This window comes from Bacillus sp. CH_48, from assembly GCF_038008465.1.
In the GTDB taxonomy this organism is placed as follows: domain Bacteria; phylum Bacillota; class Bacilli; order Bacillales; family Bacillaceae_G; genus Bacillus_A; species Bacillus_A thuringiensis_S.
In genome coordinates, this window is record NZ_JBBOZF010000001.1 from 3,359,347 (window position 1) to 3,380,268 (window position 20,922).

Genomic DNA, 20,922 nt, shown 5'->3' on the forward strand with positions numbered 1-20,922 from the left:
GTTAGTTTTAGACATTTTTTGATATGAAAAAGCCCTTGCGATTTAAATATCCAAAGGGCTTTTTGGTAATTCTATTTGTTCTTTAGAAAAATTATTTTTCTGGGACGGAGAGTCCATAAAAGAACATCGTAACGATATCTTGTATATGTTTTTCACGATCTCCTTCAAGAAGTTGTGCTCCAAATTCATCACCTAATTTTGTAAACATTTGAATGTAAAGTAACATCATTTCTTTAGTAAGGTGAGGATTAATTTCGTTTTTGCGCTGCGCTCGTTCTAATATTTCTAAATACCAGGGCAGGATTTTTTCATTTTGATAACTATAAATAAACTTCCGGAGTTCTTCGTCCCTTTGCATCATTTGTAGTAACATATCAGGTTGAAATAGCCCGCCAGTATTCATTTTTCTTACAATCATTTTTTGCATCATATCATGAAAAGGTAATTTTTCTTCTGCAAGCTCTTTATAATATTGAAATTCAGATATGATAAATTCTTGTATAAGCTCCCTAAATAACGCATCTTTACTTCCGAAATGATTATAAATTGTAACTTGAGAAACGTTCGCTTCTTTTGCAATATGTTCTATTTTCACTTCATTAAATCCACGTTCTGAAAATAATACGAATGCTGCTTCTTTAATGGCACGTTTTTTCTTTTCTTTTACTCTTTCAAATCCGTTCAATGCAATCACCTCACTTAAAATATACAAGAAAAAATAATGGAAAACAATAATTTTGAAATATGGACTAATAAATATTTCAAAAAGTTGTTGCGAATATGAAAGATGAGGAGTACAATGATTTTGAAATATCACATATTAAATATTTCAAAAAATGAGGTGGAATTATGATTTCAGTTCAGGATGTCACAAAACAGTTTTCGAATGGAAAAGGTTTGTTTCATATTACATTTGATGTAAAAGAGGGAGAAGTATTTGGTTATTTAGGACCGAATGGTGCCGGGAAATCAACGACGATTCGTAATTTAATGGGATTTATAAAACCGACAGCTGGTAAAGCGACAATTTTTGGATTAGATTGTTGGAATGAAGCAGCGAAAATTCAAAGGGAAGTTGGTTATCTACCGGGTGAAATTTCTTTTATTGAAGGAATGAACGGATTAGAGTTTTTAAAATTAATGCAAGGAATGCGTGGATTAAAGGATACGAAAAGACGAGATGAACTGATAGATCGTCTGCAATTTGATGTGAAAACACCGATTCGCAAAATGTCTAAAGGAATGAAGCAAAAAGTGGGGATAGTTGCTGCATTTATGCACGATCCAGAGGTGTTAATTTTAGATGAACCAACATCTGGACTTGATCCACTTATGCAGCAAGTATTTATAGAATTAATATTAGAGGAAAAGCAAAGAGGAAAAACAATCCTAATGTCATCACATATTTTCACTGAAATTGAGCGTACGTGTGATCGAGTAGCGATTATTAAAGATGGTCGACTCGTAACGGTTGAAAATATTCACGATTTACAAAGTATGAGACGACAGGTAATAGATGTAACCGTATCATCGCAAGAAGAGATTGAATCTCTTACAAAGTGTAATTTGCAATTTGAAGTGGTAAAAGGTAGAGAGGCATCTATCATTGTACAAGGAAACTATCAAACTGTTTTACAAACAATTTCAAACTATAATGTAACGGCACTTCAAACGAGAGCGATGGATTTAGAACATTTATTTATGCATTATTACGATAAGAAAGAAGGGGTAACGCATGAATAAGCAATTATTTTTAGCTAGTTTGAAAGAAACACAAAAAAATATTTTGAGTTATGCGTTTGGTGCGGCTTTATATTTGTGGTTATTAATTTGGATATTCCCGTCAATGGTATCAGCGAAAGGGCTAAATGAACTAATAGCTGCCATGCCTGATAGTGTGAAAAAAATCGTTGGTATGGAAAGTCCGATTCAAAACGTAATGGATTTTTTAGCTGGTGAATACTATAGTCTATTGTTTATTATCATTTTAACAATTTTTTGTGTAACAGTTGCAACACATTTAATTGCTCGTCATGTAGATAAAGGAGCAATGGCATACTTGTTAGCAACACCTGTATCTAGAGTGGAAATTGCTATTACACAAGCTGCTGTTCTCATATTGGGACTTCTGATTATTGTATCTGTTACGTATGTAGCTGGGTTAGTAGGTGCAGAATGGTTTTTACAAGATAATAACTTAAATAAAGAATTATTTTTGAAGATAAATGTAGTCGGAGGGCTCATATTTTTAGTCGTTAGTGCGTATTCATTTTTCTTTTCTTGTATATGTAATGACGAAAGAAAGGCACTAAGTTATTCAGCGAGTTTAACTATCTTATTTTTCGTATTGGATATGGTAGGTAAATTAAGTGATAAGTTAGAGTGGATGAGAAGTCTATCATTATTCACGCTGTTTCATCCGAAAGAAATTGCTGAAGGAACGTATAATATATGGCCGGTAAGTATAGGTTTAACTGCTGGAGCACTTTGTATTTTCATAGTAGCAATTGTAGTTTTTAAGAAGAGGGATTTACCGTTGTAAAGTAGAAAGTCCACTGAGAAAGTGGGCTTTTTTTATTTGTAAATTAAATCTAGTATGTTTATTACATAACACTTATAAAGGATATTTGTCTTTTTATTTACAAAAATATTCAAAAAAATGAACCTTTTCCTAGGTTCCTACGTCTAATACATGTAAAGTTAAATTTGAAGTGAGGATGAAACAGGAGGAGCAATTGTGAAAGTAATCCCTTTATATAAAATGATTATAAAAGAAGAAACCGATGTTTCTTTAGCGAAAAAAGGCGATCATGAAGCCTTTATAACGCTTATACATACAGAAAAAGTGAAGATGTATCGAATAGCAAAGGCGATGTTACGTGATGAGACAAATATAGAGGACGCGATACAGACAACAATTTTAAAAGCTTATGAAAATATAAAAAAACTAAAAAAAGAAGAGTTTTTTCAAACTTGGTTAATTCGAATTTTAATGAATGAGTGTAACAATATTATTAGAGCGTATAAAAATGTAATTGTGACAGAAGAGAATGATTACAATATGAGTGCGTGTGATCAGTATGAAGATATAGATTTGTATAATGCGATTCAATCGTTACATGAAGAATTAAGAGCTGTTACGGTGCTTTATTACTATGAAGATATGAATCAAGATAGTATTGCGAAGCTGTTAGAAATACCGAAAGGAACAGTGAAATCAAGATTATCGCGTGCGAGGGAACAACTACAAAAACGATTAAAGATGGAATAGGGGGTGTAAAGGGTGGATAGTGAAAAATTATTTGATGAGAAATTAAAAAAGAGAATAAAAAATGAAAATGTTATAGTACCTCCAGAGTTAAATGAGAAGATTAATGGTACACTACATAATCTTCAGGTAAAAAAGAAGAGTTACAAAATCCATATGATGATAATTAGTGCAGCGGTTTGTATACTTTCAGTGGTATCTATGTCTGAGTTTTCTATACAAAGTTTCGCGCAAAACGGTGGAGTGTTTGAATATGTAAAGAAAAAAGCGTTTTCTGATTATGAAAATGAAGAAGAAATAAAATCAAATGTACATTATCCAGATAAAGAAAAGATTCATCAAAAGATGCTAGATTCTATTGATTATTTTAAAAATAGTTCAGGACAATTTGAGGAATATTCTAGCTCATCAAGAATTGCTACAACATATAAGTATGCAATTGATACGGAAAAACAAAGAGGTATCTCTTCGAAAGAAGATAAACTAGCGAAAAAACGAACAATTATATATAACGAGGGCAAGAAAAAAGAGTTTGATGATGAGAAGTATACCTATAAAGAGACAAAATGGAACCCGAAAGAAAGAAACAATGAATTATTAAAGTTAAATCCTACGGAAAGGTTATTGAGAAAATCAGGTGAAAAAAAGCGATATGATGATGAATATGTAGGACTAGCGAAATATAGTATTCAATCAGAATTCGCAGATTTGTTAATTCGATATAAAGATTGGAATTATAAAGAAACGAAATATCTTGGATTAGATTGTTACAAAATTGAAGGAGTCATCAATATAGAGATGCCTGTTAGCACCTCTGAAGATTTAAGAGGGAAATTCGAAATGGTTGTGGAGAAAAATACAGGGATTATGTTGAAATTTCTTAGTTTTCAAGAAGGCTTGATTCAATATTCACTTACGACAGAATGGATACAAATAGATAAGGGATTGAAAGAAAGTATGTTTCAAAAGGATAGCGCTAAATATGAAAAACATATTGGATGAATAGAAACAGGAGGAGAGTAAATGGGGAATCATTCATCTTTAAGAGAAGAGAAAAATAAGCAAAAATATAAAAAGAAAACGATAATAAGTTTACTACTAGCGGTATTGCTATTTGGTGGAATTGGCTATGGAGCCTATGTATATATGAAAACTTCTAGTCTCGTACAAAAATCTAATTTGAATTTAGCACGAGGTGAAAAATCCAATTTACGTGAGAAATCTGTAAAGCCAATTGCAAATCATGTTTCACTTTTAATTATGGGAATTGATGAAAATCAAGAACGACAAAAGGAGTATAATGGTGCATTTCATACAGATGCATTATTGTTAGCGACTTTTAATAAAGACGATAAAACAGTGAAATTAACGAGCATACCGCGTGATACATATACATACGTTCCAGTTGAAAAGAAAAAAGATAAAATAACCCATGCATATGGAAGTGGTTTCGTTAAAAATGGTAAAGATGGAGGACCGCAAGCTTCTGTGGAAGCGGTAGAAAAATTGTTACAGGTGCCCGTTGATTATTTTGTGAAATTTAATTTTGGTTCCTTTACTAAAATTGTTGATGGGTTAGATGGTATTGAAGTAGATGTCCCAGTTGAATTTACGGAGCAAAATAGTAAAGATGAACCTGATGCGATTCATTTGAAAAAAGGATTGCAAAAATTAAATGGGGAAGAAGCACTTGCACTAGCAAGAACGCGCCATATTGATAGTGATGCGATGAGAGGGCAGAGGCAACAACTTGTTATTGAATCGATTTTAAGTAAATTAAAAAGTGTAGGATCGATTACGAAGCTAGAAAAAATAGTTGAGGCAGTTGACGACGATTTTAAAACAAACTTAGTAATGGATGATATTTTATCTTTTTATAAATACGGTTTAAACGGTTCAGTTGAAAAAATACAACTAGCTGGTGATGATTTATATTTACCTAATGGTCCAAATGGGCAACGTGTATATTATTATAATCCTAATAAAAAAGATTTGCAGAGTTTGAGTAATACTCTTAGAACACATCTAGGGTTAAGTGAAAAGCAAATTGAGGAGAATTAAAGCAGACGTAATGTCTGCTTTTTATTGTGTATAATAGTATGTCATTTATTTTTAAATGTTATATACTATTTTCAAATTAAAGATAATAGTGTAACATAAAATTGTGGTTTAAGTTAAATAGCAAGGGGGCTATCACATAGAATAAATGTTATTGCTTAAAATAGTTTGGGAGAAATGAAAATACAGGGGAGTAGCAAAAATGAGAATTGCAAAGAATTTAACATTCCAAGTTATTGTGGCCATTATTTGTGGTATTGCAGTAGGGGCAATTTGGCCGAGTGTTGGACAACAAATGAAGCCAATTGGTGAAACATTCATCAATATGATTAAAATGGTTATTGCACCGATTATCTTTTTAACAATTGTGCTCGGTATTGCAAGTATGGGAAGTATGAAAAAGGTAGGCCGTGTTGGTGGGAAGGCACTATTATATTTTGAAATTGTTACAACAGCGGCTTTAATTATTGGTATCATCGTAGCGAATGTTGTGCGTCCCGGAGACGGATTAGATCCCTCAAAACTAAAGGGCGGAGATGTTTCGCAATATGTACAAAGCGGACAAGAAATGAAATGGATGGATTTCTTTTTACATATCGTGCCGTCTAACATGTTTGAAGCATTCGCCAAAGGTGATATTTTACAAGTTCTGTTCTTCTCCATTTTATTCGGCGCAGGGTTAACGATGTTAGGGAAAAATGGACAACCGGTTATTGACTTTTTTGAAAGATTATCGAAAGTATTTTTTAACATTTTATCAATTGTAATGAAATTAGCACCGGTTGGAGCATTCGGTGGGATGGCATTTACAATTGGGAAGTATGGTTTAAGCACGCTCATACCACTTGGCAAATTAATGATTTGTGTATATGCGACAATGGCATTATTTGTTTTTATTGTTTTAAATTTTATTTGTAAACTGTACAAATTTAGTTTGTGGAAATATTTAGCTCACATTAAAGAAGAATTACTCATTGTTCTCGGGACATCGTCATCAGAATCAGTACTGCCGCGAATGATGACAAAGATGGAAGACTTGGGGTGTTCGAAGCCAGTAGTAGGTTTAGTCATTCCGACAGGATACTCATTTAATTTAGATGGAACGACAATTTATTTATCGATGGCTACTATATTTTTAGCTCAAGTCTTTCATGTCGATCTTTCACTAGGTCAACAATTAACTATAATAGCTATTTTATTAGTTACATCTAAAGGTGCAGCAGCAGTAACTGGTGGAGGTTTTATTGTGCTAGCATCTACTTTATCTGCAATGAATGTTATCCCATTAGAAGGTTTAGCGCTATTACTTGGTGTAGATCGTTTCATGTCAGAAGCACGTGCTATCGTTAATTTAATTGGTAACGGTATTGCAACTGTAGTTGTTGCAAAAAGTGAAAATGAATTTGATGATGAGAAGTATACGAAAGTAATAGAGGAAATGAAAAGAGAAAAAATAGCCGGGTAAAAAGTCAGTTTTGCTGACTTTTTTTATTTTTGTAGGAAAGGAGTTTCTAAAAATATACATTATTTATTAACAAGAGCTCATAGATATTTAATGTGTAAATATGATAAATACCATTAAAGTGGTACATTTATATGAAAGAGAAATAGAATTTGAAGATCATATGGAATTTTTATGAATATTACTGTAAGAAAATAATTTTTTAAAAATTTTCAATAATAATACTTTACAAATTTTAAAAAATTAGTAGAATAAGAAGTAGTAAGAATCGTCTGATAAATATATAGAGAAAAACAGAATTATCAGAAAATTGTTGAATAGCTATCGTTTAGAATTAGGGAGGGTACAGAAAATGAAAAAGAAACAAATGAAAAAACTAACAGCAGTTGTAGCACCGGTTTTAGCAATGAGCATGGCGTTAACAGCATGTTCTACATCAGGTGGAGATAAGAAGACAAGCACAAATTCTAGCTCTGGTGGAGATAGTAAGTCAGGGGAAAAATTAGCAACGAAACAAGTGCTGAATCGAACAGTAACACAAGAAATTCCAACTATGGATTCTTCTAAATCAACTGATACAGTATCTTCACAAATGCTTGGTAATACGATGGAGGGTTTATATCGTCTTGATAAAGACAATAAGCCAATTCCAGCAGCGGCAGAATCTAGTACGAAAAGTGAAGATGGTAAAAAATATACGTTCAAACTACGTAAAGATGCAAAATGGTCAAATGGAGATCCAGTAACTGCAAAGGATTTCGTATATGCTTGGCAACGTCTGTTAGATCCAAAAACGGCTGCTGAGTATGCATTTATTGCATTCCCGATTAAAAATGCAGAAGTAGTAAATAAAGGAGAAAAACCTGTAACTGAATTAGGTGTGAAGGCGGTAGATGATCTTACACTTGAAGTTGAGTTAGAGCAAGCGGTACCGTACTTCTTAAATTTAGTAGCATTCCCATCATATTATCCATTAAACGAAAAGTTCGTTAAAGAAAAGGGCGAGAAGTTCGGTTTAGAGGCTGATACAACTGTCTATAACGGACCGTTCGTTCTTAAAGATTGGAAGCATGAACAAGGATGGCAATTAAAGAAAAATGATCAATATTGGGATAAAAAGACTGTAAAACTTGAAGAAGTTAACTTTAGTGTTGTTAAAGAGGCTGCAACTTTAGTCAATCTATATGATAGCGGTCAAGTTGACTTTGCTTTATTAAATGGAGAGTTCGTTGATAAATATAGAAGCAAGAAAGATGAATTTGGCACATATTCACAAGTGAGTACGTATTTCATTCGTATGAACCAAAAACGTGATGGACAAGACACGCCATTAAAGAGCAAAAAATTACGTGAAGCAATTGCGCTATCAATTGATAAAAAGAATTTAGCAAATGTAATTTTAAATGATGGATCAAAAGAAGCTGACTTCTTAGTACCAAAAGGATTAGCAACGGGACCAGACGGTAAAGATTTCCAAGAAACATTTAAAAACGGTTTGAAACCAAATCCTAAAAAAGCTGCTGCAGCTTGGGAAGAAGCGAAAAAAGAACTTGGAAAAGATCAAGTTACAATCGAATTCTTAAACTACGATACTGGTAATGCGAAAAAAGTTGGCGAATATATTAAAGATCAGATTGAGAAAAACTTAAAAGGTGTAACAGTTAATATTAAACTTCAACCATTTAAGCAAAAACTAAAATTAGAAACTGAACAACAATATGATATTTCGTATGGCGGATGGAATCCGGATTATGCAGATCCAATGACGTTCTTAGATATGTTTGAGACTGGACATTCACATAACCAAATGAGCTTCTCTGACCCTAAATATGACGGCATGGTGAAAAAAGCTGGGACGGAATTAATGAGTGATGCGAAAAAACGTTGGGAAGAGTTAGGAAAAGCTGAAAAAACATTACTTGAAGAAGATGTAGCGATTGTACCTTTATACCAACGTGGAGATTCTTATGTTTTACAACCAAATGTAAAAGGTGTAGTAAAACACAATATCAGTCCAGAATTCAGCTTTAAGTGGGCATATGTAACTGAAAAATAATAGAGTTGAAAAAGCATTTAAAAGTGGCTTAGCTACTTTTAAATGCTTTTTTTGTGAGCTTAAAATACTAATTTTTAGTATGGTTAAATAGAGGAGAATAAGGTGTATAGTATGTACATATAGTAGATGGGAGATAAATCCTACTAAAAAAATCAGAATATTTAAAATAAAAATATTTGCAATTAGGGAAAAAAGAGTAGAATGACATTAGTTGTAATCTTCTAAAAAAAGTCTTTAGTAAGGGGTCTCTCAAGGGTTGGTAATGTACATATAATTAGGGAGGGTACAAAAATGAAGAGAAAAAAATGAAAAAGTTAACGGCAGTTGTAATACCAGTTTTAGCGATGAGTGTTGCATTGACAGCATGTTCTGGATCAGGTGGGGAAAAGAAAACGACTACTACATCAAATAGTGGGGAAGAAAAAAATCTGATATTAAATATGCAGCGAAACAAGTATTAAATCGTACGGAAAACCAAGAAATTCCGACGATGGATACTTCTAAATCTACTGATACATTAGGTGCGCAAATTTTAGGGAACACGATGGAAGGCCTATATCGCCTTGATAAAGATAATAAGCCAATTCCAGCAGCGGCAGAGTCTAGTACGAAAAGCGAGGATGGCAAAAAATATACATTTAAACTACGTAAAGATGCAAAATGGTCAAACGGTGATCCTGTAACAGCGAAAGATTTCGTATATGGATAGCAACGCTTACTTGATAAAAATACAGCGGCAGAATATGCGTTTATCGCTTTCTATATTAAAAATGCAGAAGCAATTAATAAAGGTGAAAAACCTCTAACAGATTTAGGAGCAAAAGCGGTAGATGATTATACACTAGAAGTAGAATTAGAAAAGCCAGTACCGTATTTCTTGAATTTAATGGCATTCCCATCGTACTATCCTTTAAATGAAAAGTTCGTAAAAGAAAAAGGAGATAAGTTCGGTTTAGAAGCAGATACAACGTTGTATAACGGACCGTTCGTTATGTCTTCATGGAAACATGAACAAGGTTGGCAGCTAAAGAAAAATGATAAGTACTGGGATAAAAAGACTGTGAAATTAGAAGAAATTAACTATAGTGTAGTAAAAGAGGTTGCAACGAAAGTAAACTTATATGATACAGGATCAATTGATTTTACATTACTATCAGGAGAGTTTGTAGATAAATATAAATCGAACAAAGAAGAATATGGTGAGTATGCGGAATCAAGTACATTCTTCTTACGTTTAAATCAAAAACGTAACGGAAAAGATACGCCTTTAAAGAGCAAAAAACTTCGTGAAGCAATTGCATTATCAGTTGATAAAAAAGGCTTAGCGAACGTTATTTTAAATAACGGTTCAAAAGCAACAGATCAATTAGTACCAAAAGGGCTTGCGACAGGGCCTTATGGTGAAAATTACCAAGATGCATTTAAAAATGGTCTAAAATATGATCCGAAAAAAGGTGCAGCAGCTTGGGAAGCAGCGAAAAAAGAACTTGGAAAAGATCAAGTTACAATTGAATTGCTAAGCTATGATGATGGAACTGCGAAAAAGATTGCTGACTATGTAAAAGATCAAATTGAGAAAAATTTAAAAGGTGCAACAATTAATACGAAAATTCAGCCGTTCAAACAAAAATTAAAATTAGAAACTGCGCAAGATTATGAAATTCCTTATGCAGGTTGGAGTCCAGACTATGCGGATCCAATGACATTTATTGATATGTTTGAATCGAAGAGCCCGTACAACCAAATGAGTTATTCAAATCCAAAATACGATGAAATGGTAGGAAAAGCAGGTAATGAATTAATGAGTGATGCGAAAAAACGCTGGGAAACGTTAGGGAAAGCTGAGAAATTATTCCTTGAAGAAGATGCAGGGTTAGTTCCTTTATATCAAACAGGAAGATCGTACGTAATGAAACCGAATGTAAAAGGAATTGTGAAACATAACATCAGTTCAGAATATAGCTTTAAGTGGGCGTATGTAACTGAGGATGGCGGAAAAAATAAAGTGAAATGCTTTTTAGTATGTATAAGGGAATAAATCTCGTTAGCCTATTGAGAATCGGATAGGTAATAAAGAAGGTTCTATCCGAGGAAATTAGAGAGGTCAGTAAGTAGTAAGAAAGATGAATGATAGTAAGAGACCTCATGCTAATAAGAAAAATATAGAACGTAGTAATAGAGTGGAATAAGGGAATGGATGTTTACATATAGTAGACGGGGGATAATTCATATAGTAGTTAAAACAACAAGTTACTATCATAAAAAAATAAATTTTTAGAAATTTACAAAAATACTTTACAAAACTAGAAAAAACAGTAGAATATTAATTAATAAGAATTTTCTGATAACGAAAGTTAGTAGGGAATCTCTAAATGTTAATAGCGTACATATAATTGGGGAGGGTACAAAAATGAAGAGAAAAAAGATGAAAAAATTAACAGCGGTAGTAGCACCAGTTCTAGTAATGAGTATGGCATTAACAGCTTGCTCTGGATCTGGGGAAAAAGATAAAGCAAGCACAACACCAAAAAGCGGTGAAAAAGAAGGCGGAAAGCTAGCGGCGAAGCAAGTGCTTAATTTAACAGAGTCTCAAGAGATTCCATCTATGGACTCTGCTAAAGCGACAGACCAAGTATCGTTTCTCGCTTTAAACAACGTAATGGAAGGTTTGTATAGACTTGATAAAGATAATAAAGCAACACCAGGGGTTGCTGAATCATATAAAAAGAGTGATGACGGTAAAAAATATACATTTACATTAAATAAAAATGCAAAATGGTCAAATGGAGAGTCTGTAACAGCAAAAGATTTCGTGTTTGCTTGGAAACGTGCGATAGATAAAAATACAGCAGCAGAATATGCATACATTATGTTTGATTTAAAAAATGCACAAGCGATTAATGAAGGAAAAGCTGAACTAGATACGTTAGGAGTAAAAGCTGTAGATGACTATACGTTAGAAGTAGAATTAGAAAATCCAGTTCCTTACTTTGTAGAATTAACTTCATTTGGAACATTTTATCCATTAAACGAGAAGTTTGTAAAAGAAAAAGGAGAAAAGTACGGTTTAGAAGCAGATACAACGTTATACAACGGACCATTTACATTAACAGACTGGAAACATGAAGAAGGTTGGAAGTTAAAGAAAAATGCACAATACTGGGATAATAAAACAGTTAAGTTGGAAGAAATTAACTTTAATGTGGTAAAAGATAGCGGTACACGTGTCAATTTATATGAAAGTGGACAAATTGATCGCTCAGGACTTACATCTGAATTTGTTGACAAATATAAATCAAGCCCCGATTTCTTTACACAAAAAACACCGTCAACGTACTTCTTACGCTTAAACCAAAAACGTGGTGGGCAAGATACAGTGCTAAAGAGCAAAGATTTACGTTTAGCGATTGCAAAAGCGTATGATAAAAAAGGCTTAACGAATGTAATTTTAAATGATGGTTCTACACCTGCAGATTACTTAGTACCAAAAGAATTTGCTAAGAGCCCAGATGGAAAAGACTTCCGTAAAGAAAATGGAGATATTTTAAAAACAGATGTGAAAAAGGCAAAAGAGCATTGGGAAAAAGCGAAAAAAGAACTTGGAAAAGATGCAATTACAGTAGAACTATTAAACTATGATGGTGATGGTGCGAAAAAAGTAGGAGAATTCTTAAAAGGAGAACTTGAGAAAAACTTACCAGGCTTAACAGTGAATTTGAAAAACCAGCCATTTAAACAAAAGTTAAAATTAGAATCAGATCTAGATTATGATTTATCTTACGCTGGTTGGGGCCCTGACTACTTAGATCCAATGACATTCATTGATATGTTCGTTACAAATGGTCCTCATAACCAAACAGGATATTCAAATCCTAAATATGATGAAATTGTGCAAAAAGGTAAAGGCGAGCTATTAACGAAAACGAAAGATCGTTGGGATAGCTTACTGAAAGCGGAGAAAATGTTACTGGAAGATGCAGCAATTGCACCATTATATCAACGTGGTGATGCTATCGTTCAAAGACCTAAAGTAAAAGGTATCGTTCATCATCCAGTTGGTGGAGACTATAGCTATAAATGGGCATATATTACAGAGGATAAGTAAGATGAGGGGCGTACAATACGCCCCTTTTTCTATGCACTTTTCTTCCGTCCTCGAATATATAAAATAAAAAAGGGAGAATCCCATGAAACGAAACACATACATCGATTTCCTAGCTTATTACGGAATAGGAAGTGCTCATCCTGGCGGGTTTACGTTAACAAAACAATTGCTAGCACAACTGCCTTTTAGACATGGATCGAATGTTCTTGAGATAGGTTGTGGAACAGGGAAAACAGCGGCGTATATGACAAGGGAACTTGGTTATAAAGTAACAACGGTTGAAAAGAATAAAATTATGATTCAAAAGGCAAAAGATAGATGGTTGTTTGAAGGATTAGATATACAATTAATTGAAGGAAATGTAGAGCAATTACCTTGTTTGAATAACTCATTTGATTTCGTACTTGGAGAATCAATCATCGCTTTTACAGAGAAAGAAAGAGCTATCTCGGAGTGTTACCGTGTATTACAGCAGGACGGTAAGCTTGTTGTTATTGAAATGATTATTGATAGGCACATTGATAAGGGGGAGGAAGAAAAAATAGCTCAATTATATGGCATGAAAGAACTATTAACTGAGAATGAATGGGTACAATTATTTCAGAAAGCAAATTTTAAAAGAATTACAATTGCTGGCGGTGGTACAATTGCAGAAACGATCTCTAGCTATGTAGAAGAGCCGGAATGGAATGTATCCTCACATATTCCAAATGAGTTATATGAGGCATGGGTACAGCATGAAAATGTACGGCTTATGTACCAACATATTTTAGGGCATCGTATTTTTATATGTGAAAAATAAAGAAAAAGAGTTGGCTAAAGGTAGTCAACTCTTTACTATGTTAAATGAAAAATAATGCAGCTAATGCAATTCCGAAGATGAAACCAAATCCGAGTTCAACACCCCAGCCACAACCGCCGCCACCCCAGCCGCCGCAACCACAACTACTACAACCACGCCCACCACAGCCGCAGCTGCTGAATCCACCACCGCCACCGCATCCAAATCCGCAACTATCACATCTGCTAAGGCCGCCGCAAAGGTCACAACCACCGTATGCATAAGCGTCGTAGTATCCGAATCCTGAATCAAAAGATGAGCGCTGTTGCACCGGTTCGATCCATACAGAGCTTTGTGTCACATCGATTATTTTACCTAAATGTATACGGCCATCACGGTCTTCAATCCGAACAACTTTTCCGAAGTAACGTCGGCATGTATCATAACATTTTTGTCTATGCATGTTCTTTCCTCCTTCCGCATTACAGTAATACGATATGTAAGGGGGACAAGTGCGGCTTGTACGAATGTCCTATCTATCATAATTGTTATAGGAAAGGGGAAATATAAGAAGAGGATATATAAGGAGGAAAAGGCATGAAATCTACAGATCAGTTTCAGACATACGAAGTACCGTGGGAAGAATTTATTGAAGCGTTGCGAGAGGAAATGAAGAAGCAAGTAGGAGCAGATATTATTGATACAGTAGTTTGCAATTTAGAAGATGGTTTTGAAGTGTATACATATGTGCAGGGGGATTTAGATTTTGAATATAAGGAAGGGCTTGAGAGAAAATATGGAAGTGATGCGAAGATACCTAATGTGTTAACGATAATGTTATTAGCTAGTATTTATAATACAAGTGAAGCGAATATACGCTTGCATGCGGATAATAAAGAGAATCCGATTGTTGAAGTGTATGTAAAGCAATGAAACACGCTGTGAAAAGCGTGTTTTTTATTTGTATGATAAAATGTTAGAAAATTGAGAAATGAGGTGGGGGATTGGGAATTAAACATCTTAATTTAACAGTTACAGATGTAACAGCATCTAGAGAGTTTTTAGAGAGGTATTTTGGTTTAATTTGTAGTGGAACAAGGGGGAATGCCTTTGCAGTTATGCGTGATAATGATGGATTTATACTAACTTTAATGAAAGGAAAAGAAGTTCAGTATCCAAAAACATTTCATGTAGGATTTCCACAAGAAAGTGAAGAACAAGTAGATAAGATAAATCAAAGATTGAAGGAAGATGGATTTTTGGTCGAGCCTCCTAAGCAAGCCCATGCGTATACGTTTTACGTTGAAGCACCCGGTGGATTTAAAATAGAAGTGATGTGTTAAGTTAAAAATCAAACTTTTTGTTATGTGTTTTTAAAATAAAAAGTAGGAAAAGTCTGTTTTAAGCGTGGAGCTTAAACAGGCTTTTTTACTTATATAATTGGATAGAGAATGCTAGAAGGAATATTACCAAGTGTATAATCTGTTTACATAATAAAGTTATGGTGGGTTAGTTGTCCTAAAATACAAGTCATATATCTTGTTTCCTCTCATAAATTTAAACATAGGAATTTGTCTACAAAGGTGGCGAAGCCTCATCATGAAAATCCGAATTTGTGCCACGTTCATGTTGTTTCTATTTATATGTTTACCTTTATCAGCTTTTGCAAAAGGAGAGGAGGCAAAGGAAAGGGTCGTTTCACTTGTATATGACGATTCGGGCAGCATGAGAAATAACGATCGCTGGAAATATGCCAATTATGCTTTGCAAAGTTTAGTTGCGCTATTAGATGAAAAAGATAAATTTTCTTACGTTCCAATGAGTAAGCCGAATGATCCATTAAACATTTCGTTAACGAAGGATAAAAGGCAAACAGAAATTGAGGGAATTGGAGCGTGGAAAACGTATTTAAATACTCCATTTAGCGCGGTAGAAACGGCGATGCAATCTATAAAAAAGGAAGCAGATATAGATGGAAAACGTGAATTTTGGCTTATTGTATTAACTGACGGGGCATTTAATGATTTAGAGAAAGATAAGGTTGGCGGAAAAGAACAAATTTTGCAGAAATTAGCCCAGTTTAAGAAAGAAATGGATGCAAAAAAGATATCGTTACACCCAGTCTTAATTACGATGGAAGAAGATTTAGGACAACAAGAAAAAGAACAATTAAACACGTTCAAAGAAATATGGAAGAAAGAGATAAATGGTGTTACTATGCCGTCAAGCGGAGAAGATGGCATTGTAAAAAGTGTAAATCAAGTGGCAGCATTAGTTGCAAATCGTGATCCATTCTCCTCTGTTGAATCGATTGTAAAAACGAAAGTAGTGGGGAAAAGAGTAGAGATTACAACACCGTTTCCATTAAAGCGTATGACGCTTGTACGACAATCGCCTTCTCTGCCCGATTATCAGGTCACACAAATTTCTAAACCATTACAATTACAATCTTCTTTTTCCATACATGCACCAGGAGAAGCAAAATTGTTCGGAAATATAGTTCATATAAGTACGGAAAATCAGGAAGTTATTAAACCAGGAACTTATACGATAGAAGTGGACCAGGACATTGAGAAAGAAGGACTACAAGTACTAGTTGAACCAGCGCTTAATTATACGGTTTCTACTTATGACAAAGATGATAGTAGTCAAAAAAATGTAGAGGAAATGCACGAAGGGGTTACTGCTGTTATTGAAGCGAAGCCTACGGAGTTGCCAGTTCAGTCTTCTTACTTTCAGGCAGAAGTAGAAATAGACGGAAAACAATATCCGATGAAGTGGGACGATAAAAGGCATGTGTTTTATTACGAAACTAAGCTTGGTAAAGGGTTAGTACGCGGGAAAGTTCATATGAATATAAAGGGGTTTTATAGACAGACGAAAGAATTTAAAATTGAAACAGCTGAGAAACCAAAATTATCACTTCAAACTGTTACAAAAGATTATGAAGAAAAAGTGACAAATTTAGAGAATAGTAAACCATTTGTTTTGCAGCCACAGTTAGATGGTAAGCCGATGACAGAAGAAGCTGTAAAAAAACTATTAAAATCTACTGGTGTCACATCTAAACAATCAATCAATTATGAAATAAAGCAACATGGAAATCAGATCTATGTTTATCCTCGTCCCTATTACTCCGACACATTTAATTTTACAGATACCGGCACCGTAGAAGCTACCATCGTAATGCAGGATTCAAAATTACAAGAAGTAAAGAAAAACATAACATTCCATATTCAAGATGCTCCGTTTTATGAAAAATATGCGCTTATTTTTAAGTTTGTCATTCCTATCACTTTATTACTGCTAGTAGTAGGAATCATTGTTTTAGGATGGATTGTTCGGCCGAGATTTCACCGGAAGGCACTACTGTATTATGAATGGGATCAAGAGGTAGCGAAAGATTGGCTATATCAATCTGAGCCAGAATTACTTCGAAATAAATGGTGGAACCATTATTTTGGTATCCCATTTAGAGCAGAAAGAAAAACAGTGCAATCCGTTACGTTTATAGCGAAGAAAGGTTCGAAATCTGTCTTTGTAGCGAAAGAATCACAAGTAGTTGGAATGATTATTGATGGGATGTTTATAACAGAGGATGAAGTAGGAATAGAACATAAGACACTATATCCAAATGAACTTTTACTAATTGATAGAGGATATGGTAAGGAGATTTACAAGTACGAATGTGAATAGTAGGTATGGATAAGAAGGGGATGGAGTATTGATTCTCTTTCCCTTTTTTCAAACAAGCAAGAATAGGAAGGTGGTTCACATGACATTACAAGTTCCAACAATATTAATTGGTTTAGGTGGAATCGGTAGTACTGTGACGCATCAAATATATGAAAAACTGCCTGAAGAGCGCCGAAAAAAGGTAGCAATGCACGTATTTGATACAGATGTGAATACATTAAGTAAATTTGATCATATTCGAAAGTTTAAGACACAAACAAGTTCTAGTAAAACGCCTAGGGAGTATATTGCGGGAGATCCAACGATCCCAGAGTGGTTTCCGATGGATCCGACTATACTTGATAAGCCATTAACAGAAGGAGCAGGACAGTTACGCGTCATTTCACGTTTAGCGTTACGTGCTGCGATGAAAGAAGATAAATTGACGTCTTTTTGGCAAGAAATCGAGAAAATTTTTCCGGTTACAAGTGATCAAACGGAATATGGTGTGCGTGTCATTATAGTAACATCACTAGCAGGCGGAACAGGTTCAGGGATGTTTCTGCAAATTGCATTATATTTACGTGAAATGCTTCGGAAGAAATTGCAGCATCATAACATTTTAATACGCGGTGCGTTTTTAATGCCGGATGTTTTAGTAAAGACGAGAACGGTTAGTGCGAAAGAATTTGAAACGGTGCAAGCAAATGGCTATGCATCGTTAAAAGAATTACATGCTATTACGCTCGGTTCTACTGGAGAATTATCAAAACGCGGTGGCGTAACAATTGAATTAGAGTATCGCCCTGATCAAGTAGATGAAGACGGAAGAACGAATCATACAATTAAACAACATCATTTACCGTACAATTATTGTTTCTTATACGATTACGAAAATCTACATGGACACCATTTACACAATTTATCAGACTATATGGAACAGATGGCAAATACAATTTATTTACAGTTATTTAGCCCGATGTCTACAAGTCATTTTGCACAGGAAGACAATCAAATTCAGCAATTAGCAGAATCAAGTGGAAAAGGACGATATTGCGGGGCAGGAACGGCAAAACTCATTTATCCATATGAGCATGTGTTAAAATATTGTGCTTTAAAATGGGCGGTGCAAGGTTTAGATGAATCGTGGCTGCATTTAGATCAACTGTTTCAAGAGAAGAAGCAAAGATACGACCAAGATGTAAAACGTGGGATGCAGCGTGAAAAGCCGGAGAGAGGTAAAAGTTATTTAGAGGACTTGGAGCATCTTGCTACCCGTCCAGAGCAAGCTCATATTTTCTATAGACAAATGTACAATGAAACACGTGAAGGAGCAGAAGGTGGTAAGCTCGGAGTTGCGAAATCAAAACTGTTTTTAGAAGCTGTAGAAAGTTATGTACAACGAACGGTGCAAAAAGATGAGGAATTAAATCGTCTGCAACATGAGTGTAAAATTTCAGCTGCGAAACTGAAAATGATGGAACAAATGAAAGGTGAAGTGGCAAGAGTGGATCATGCGGTTCGCTTATATGCATATGCGATTCCGAGCCGTGTACATGAACATGTAACGACACTTTTATATGACATGATTGAATCAGACCGCTTTTCACCAAGTGGTTCTGAAGGGCAGTCCTATCAATTAAATACATGGTTTTTAAAGAAAACAGATCCAGTTCACCCAGTAGCAGCACGTTTTATGTTATATGAAATTCGAAAACAGTTAGTAGAAAAAATGAATCGATTACATGAAAATAATGAACAAAAGCGTAATGTAATTCAAAACTACGATAAAAAATTTAATGTAGGTAATATCGATGGCACGGTAACGGCTGTACGCCGAGTAGAAATTGCTCAACAACAAGGCTGGTTCGGAAAAATGATTAATAATCAGCAACGTTTATTCAAAAGAGAATTTGAAGACATCGTAACGCAATATGTACACAAATTAAATGAATATCGAAAAGAAATGCTATTAGAACTTGTGTATCAATCGCTATATCAGGCAGTTAATAAAATGATTCAATATTGGGAAAGATTTTTTGATAATTTACATGAAACACGTGAAAATTTATTGTTTGAAATCCAAAAGCGCAGTAAGGAATTTGAAGGGAAAACAAACCCGACGAATGTATATGTATTAGCAGAGGAACAGCTGCAAGAAAAGATATGGCAAGATATGCAGCAACATTTAAATTTAGGTGTACTACCGAAAGATATATCAGCGGAAATTTATATGAGTTTGTATGGGGAATATTGTCGTGATGCGAAAACAGAAGAGATTCAGTCGAAAAAGGTAGAGGATTTCTATCGCGAACATATACTGAGCTATTGTTATGACGAACTGCAAGTACGCTATCGTGATAAATTAGAATTGAATATTATTGAAGCATTGCGAAAAGAAGCAGATTATAAGAAACGTGATCGCAATGAATACGTGCGTGAAAAAATTGAAGACCTGTTCCATTTAGCAAGTCCGTTCATTCCGAAAGTTGCTCATCATAGGGAATTACAATATTGGGGTATACATCCTTCTTTAAAGAAAGAGCTACAAGAGGAATTGATTCAAGAAATGTTTAAAGAAAAAGATACAGTACACGAAGCCTTTTCGCCATTTGAAGTGATCTGTTATCGAGCACATTATGGCTTATCGCTGCAAGATTTTCCTAAATTATCATCAGGACATATTTCAAACGGATTTATGAATGATAAAGGGGACTATTTCCAATCGTATTATCGCCGTGTAAACAAATTAAATAGTAAAAAATCTAGTTTAACGCCGCATTTAGATAAGTATTGGCACTTACCAGCCTTTATGCCAGATTTGAATGCGACTCAAACAAAATTAGATTATGATAAATGTAATCGTGCATTACTATACGCATATATGTATCGCTGGATTAGTTTAGTTGCTGTTGATGGACAGTTTGTGTATCAATATAACGGTGTGGGACGTAGCTTTTTAATTCAGTCGATGGGGAAAAATATTTCAAGCGAAAGTTATAAATTACACAGAGCATTGCTTCATAATCCGTTTATTTATGAAAACATCTTGTCACGATTTGAAGAAGAGCAAGAAAAGGCGATGATACAAGGTGGACATTTATATACACATCCGTTCGTATTAGGAGCCCAAGATGTAAGATGGCTTAGAAAAGAACATGTCCACAATCTTTTAGACATGATTTTAATGTATGACCGTGAAGCGAAGTATGATCCGACGTTAGAAGAAACATCAGATGAATTATTAAGACTATTCCTTGATGAAATCGAGTTGTATTTCCAGAACTATTACGGTACAGGTGCTGATATGGTTGCAAAGAAAGAGAAAGAAATGTTTATTAAACAATTGTGGGATCACTCGCATGCGAAAGGATATGTAGATCCAAATAGCGCTCCGTATAAAAAATGGCAAAATTTATTAAGTATTCAAGATGAAGAAGAAACGCCAAAAACGAATGTATAGTGAATGAAAAGGGAATCCTTAAAAGTGGCAATACAACTTTAGAAAAGAGGGATT

The 20,922-nt window shown here is 34.4% G+C and carries 15 protein-coding genes and 1 pseudogene; 14 read left to right on the top strand and 2 right to left on the bottom strand.

The window, feature by feature from the left end; all coding sequences use genetic code 11:
- Positions 1–91: 91 nt before the first annotated feature.
- Entirely contained in the window at positions 92–694 is a 603-nt protein-coding gene (locus N2V92_RS17025; RefSeq protein ID WP_003309799.1) for a TetR/AcrR family transcriptional regulator, read from the bottom strand.
- Positions 695–849: 155 nt separating this feature from the next.
- On the opposite strand from N2V92_RS17025, the gene N2V92_RS17030 reads away from it, so the two are divergent.
- The 10 genes and pseudogenes from N2V92_RS17030 (at position 850) to N2V92_RS17075 (ending at position 13,751) form a co-directional block, all read left to right on the top strand.
- Positions 850–1,743: an ABC transporter ATP-binding protein gene (locus N2V92_RS17030; protein ID WP_000626561.1), complete on the top strand. Its 894-nt coding sequence runs from the start codon at positions 850–852 to the stop codon at positions 1,741–1,743.
- Positions 1,736–2,542, top strand: coding sequence for an ABC transporter permease subunit (locus tag N2V92_RS17035; protein WP_001041417.1), 807 nt, complete (start codon positions 1,736–1,738; stop codon positions 2,540–2,542). Before N2V92_RS17030 ends, N2V92_RS17035 begins: the two co-directional genes overlap by 8 nt.
- Before the next feature lie 195 nt (positions 2,543–2,737).
- Complete coding sequence (locus N2V92_RS17040; RefSeq protein WP_000864724.1) at positions 2,738–3,271, top strand: RNA polymerase sigma factor; 534 nt, start codon at positions 2,738–2,740, stop codon at positions 3,269–3,271.
- 12 nt (positions 3,272–3,283) lie between these two features.
- Complete coding sequence (locus N2V92_RS17045) at positions 3,284–4,270, top strand: hypothetical protein (protein WP_000376636.1); 987 nt, start codon at positions 3,284–3,286, stop codon at positions 4,268–4,270.
- Between the two features lie 21 nt (positions 4,271–4,291).
- Positions 4,292–5,329, top strand: coding sequence for an LCP family protein (locus N2V92_RS17050; protein WP_000526731.1), 1,038 nt, complete (start codon positions 4,292–4,294; stop codon positions 5,327–5,329).
- A gap of 199 nt (positions 5,330–5,528) precedes the next feature.
- Positions 5,529–6,791 (top strand): dicarboxylate/amino acid:cation symporter, encoded by a 1,263-nt coding sequence (locus N2V92_RS17055; protein WP_001216974.1) that lies wholly within the window; start codon positions 5,529–5,531, stop codon positions 6,789–6,791.
- 349 nt (positions 6,792–7,140) lie between these two features.
- Complete coding sequence (locus N2V92_RS17060; RefSeq protein ID WP_016077387.1) at positions 7,141–8,844, top strand: peptide ABC transporter substrate-binding protein; 1,704 nt, start codon at positions 7,141–7,143, stop codon at positions 8,842–8,844.
- Between the two features lie 305 nt (positions 8,845–9,149).
- Positions 9,150–10,882, top strand: a pseudogene (locus tag N2V92_RS17065) (peptide ABC transporter substrate-binding protein).
- 372 nt (positions 10,883–11,254) lie between these two features.
- Positions 11,255–12,949 (top strand): peptide ABC transporter substrate-binding protein, encoded by a 1,695-nt coding sequence (locus N2V92_RS17070; RefSeq protein ID WP_000823457.1) that lies wholly within the window; start codon positions 11,255–11,257, stop codon positions 12,947–12,949.
- Between the two features lie 82 nt (positions 12,950–13,031).
- Positions 13,032–13,751 (top strand): class I SAM-dependent methyltransferase, encoded by a 720-nt coding sequence (locus N2V92_RS17075; RefSeq protein WP_000828269.1) that lies wholly within the window; start codon positions 13,032–13,034, stop codon positions 13,749–13,751.
- A gap of 40 nt (positions 13,752–13,791) precedes the next feature.
- Here the strand turns inward: N2V92_RS17075 and N2V92_RS17080 are convergent, their stop codons facing one another.
- A complete protein-coding gene (locus N2V92_RS17080) occupies positions 13,792–14,193 on the bottom strand; it encodes a hypothetical protein (protein ID WP_042595428.1) in 402 nt (133 codons plus the stop codon).
- A 134-nt stretch (positions 14,194–14,327) separates the two neighbouring features.
- On the opposite strand from N2V92_RS17080, the gene N2V92_RS17085 reads away from it, so the two are divergent.
- The 4 genes from N2V92_RS17085 (at position 14,328) to N2V92_RS17100 (ending at position 20,868) form a co-directional block, all read left to right on the top strand.
- Complete coding sequence (locus N2V92_RS17085; protein ID WP_000842905.1) at positions 14,328–14,663, top strand: hypothetical protein; 336 nt, start codon at positions 14,328–14,330, stop codon at positions 14,661–14,663.
- Between the two features lie 71 nt (positions 14,664–14,734).
- Positions 14,735–15,073 carry a VOC family protein gene (locus tag N2V92_RS17090; RefSeq protein ID WP_000511529.1) on the top strand — a complete coding sequence of 113 codons (339 nt, stop codon included), beginning with the start codon at positions 14,735–14,737 and terminating at the stop codon, positions 15,071–15,073.
- Positions 15,074–15,329: 256 nt separating this feature from the next.
- Positions 15,330–17,426, top strand: coding sequence for a vWA domain-containing protein (locus N2V92_RS17095; protein WP_042595426.1), 2,097 nt, complete (start codon positions 15,330–15,332; stop codon positions 17,424–17,426).
- Between the two features lie 79 nt (positions 17,427–17,505).
- Complete coding sequence (locus tag N2V92_RS17100; RefSeq protein ID WP_042595424.1) at positions 17,506–20,868, top strand: tubulin-like doman-containing protein; 3,363 nt, start codon at positions 17,506–17,508, stop codon at positions 20,866–20,868.
- The last annotated feature ends 54 nt before the right edge of the window (positions 20,869–20,922 follow it).

What these genes read in the sequence shown, in the direction of transcription:
- N2V92_RS17080 (WP_042595428.1), bottom strand. Translation starts at nt 14,193, where the DNA reads ATGCATAGACAAAAATGTTATGATACATGCCGACGTTACTTCGGAAAA.
- N2V92_RS17085 (WP_000842905.1), top strand. Translation starts at nt 14,328, where the DNA reads ATGAAATCTACAGATCAGTTTCAGACATACGAAGTACCGTGGGAAGAA.
- N2V92_RS17075 (WP_000828269.1), top strand. Translation starts at nt 13,032, where the DNA reads ATGAAACGAAACACATACATCGATTTCCTAGCTTATTACGGAATAGGA.
- N2V92_RS17095 (WP_042595426.1), top strand. Translation starts at nt 15,330, where the DNA reads ATGAAAATCCGAATTTGTGCCACGTTCATGTTGTTTCTATTTATATGT.
- N2V92_RS17055 (WP_001216974.1), top strand. Translation starts at nt 5,529, where the DNA reads ATGAGAATTGCAAAGAATTTAACATTCCAAGTTATTGTGGCCATTATT.
- N2V92_RS17060 (WP_016077387.1), top strand. Translation starts at nt 7,141, where the DNA reads ATGAAAAAGAAACAAATGAAAAAACTAACAGCAGTTGTAGCACCGGTT.
- N2V92_RS17070 (WP_000823457.1), top strand. Translation starts at nt 11,255, where the DNA reads ATGAAGAGAAAAAAGATGAAAAAATTAACAGCGGTAGTAGCACCAGTT.
- N2V92_RS17030 (WP_000626561.1), top strand. Translation starts at nt 850, where the DNA reads ATGATTTCAGTTCAGGATGTCACAAAACAGTTTTCGAATGGAAAAGGT.
- N2V92_RS17100 (WP_042595424.1), top strand. Translation starts at nt 17,506, where the DNA reads ATGACATTACAAGTTCCAACAATATTAATTGGTTTAGGTGGAATCGGT.
- N2V92_RS17035 (WP_001041417.1), top strand. Translation starts at nt 1,736, where the DNA reads ATGAATAAGCAATTATTTTTAGCTAGTTTGAAAGAAACACAAAAAAAT.
- N2V92_RS17050 (WP_000526731.1), top strand. Translation starts at nt 4,292, where the DNA reads ATGGGGAATCATTCATCTTTAAGAGAAGAGAAAAATAAGCAAAAATAT.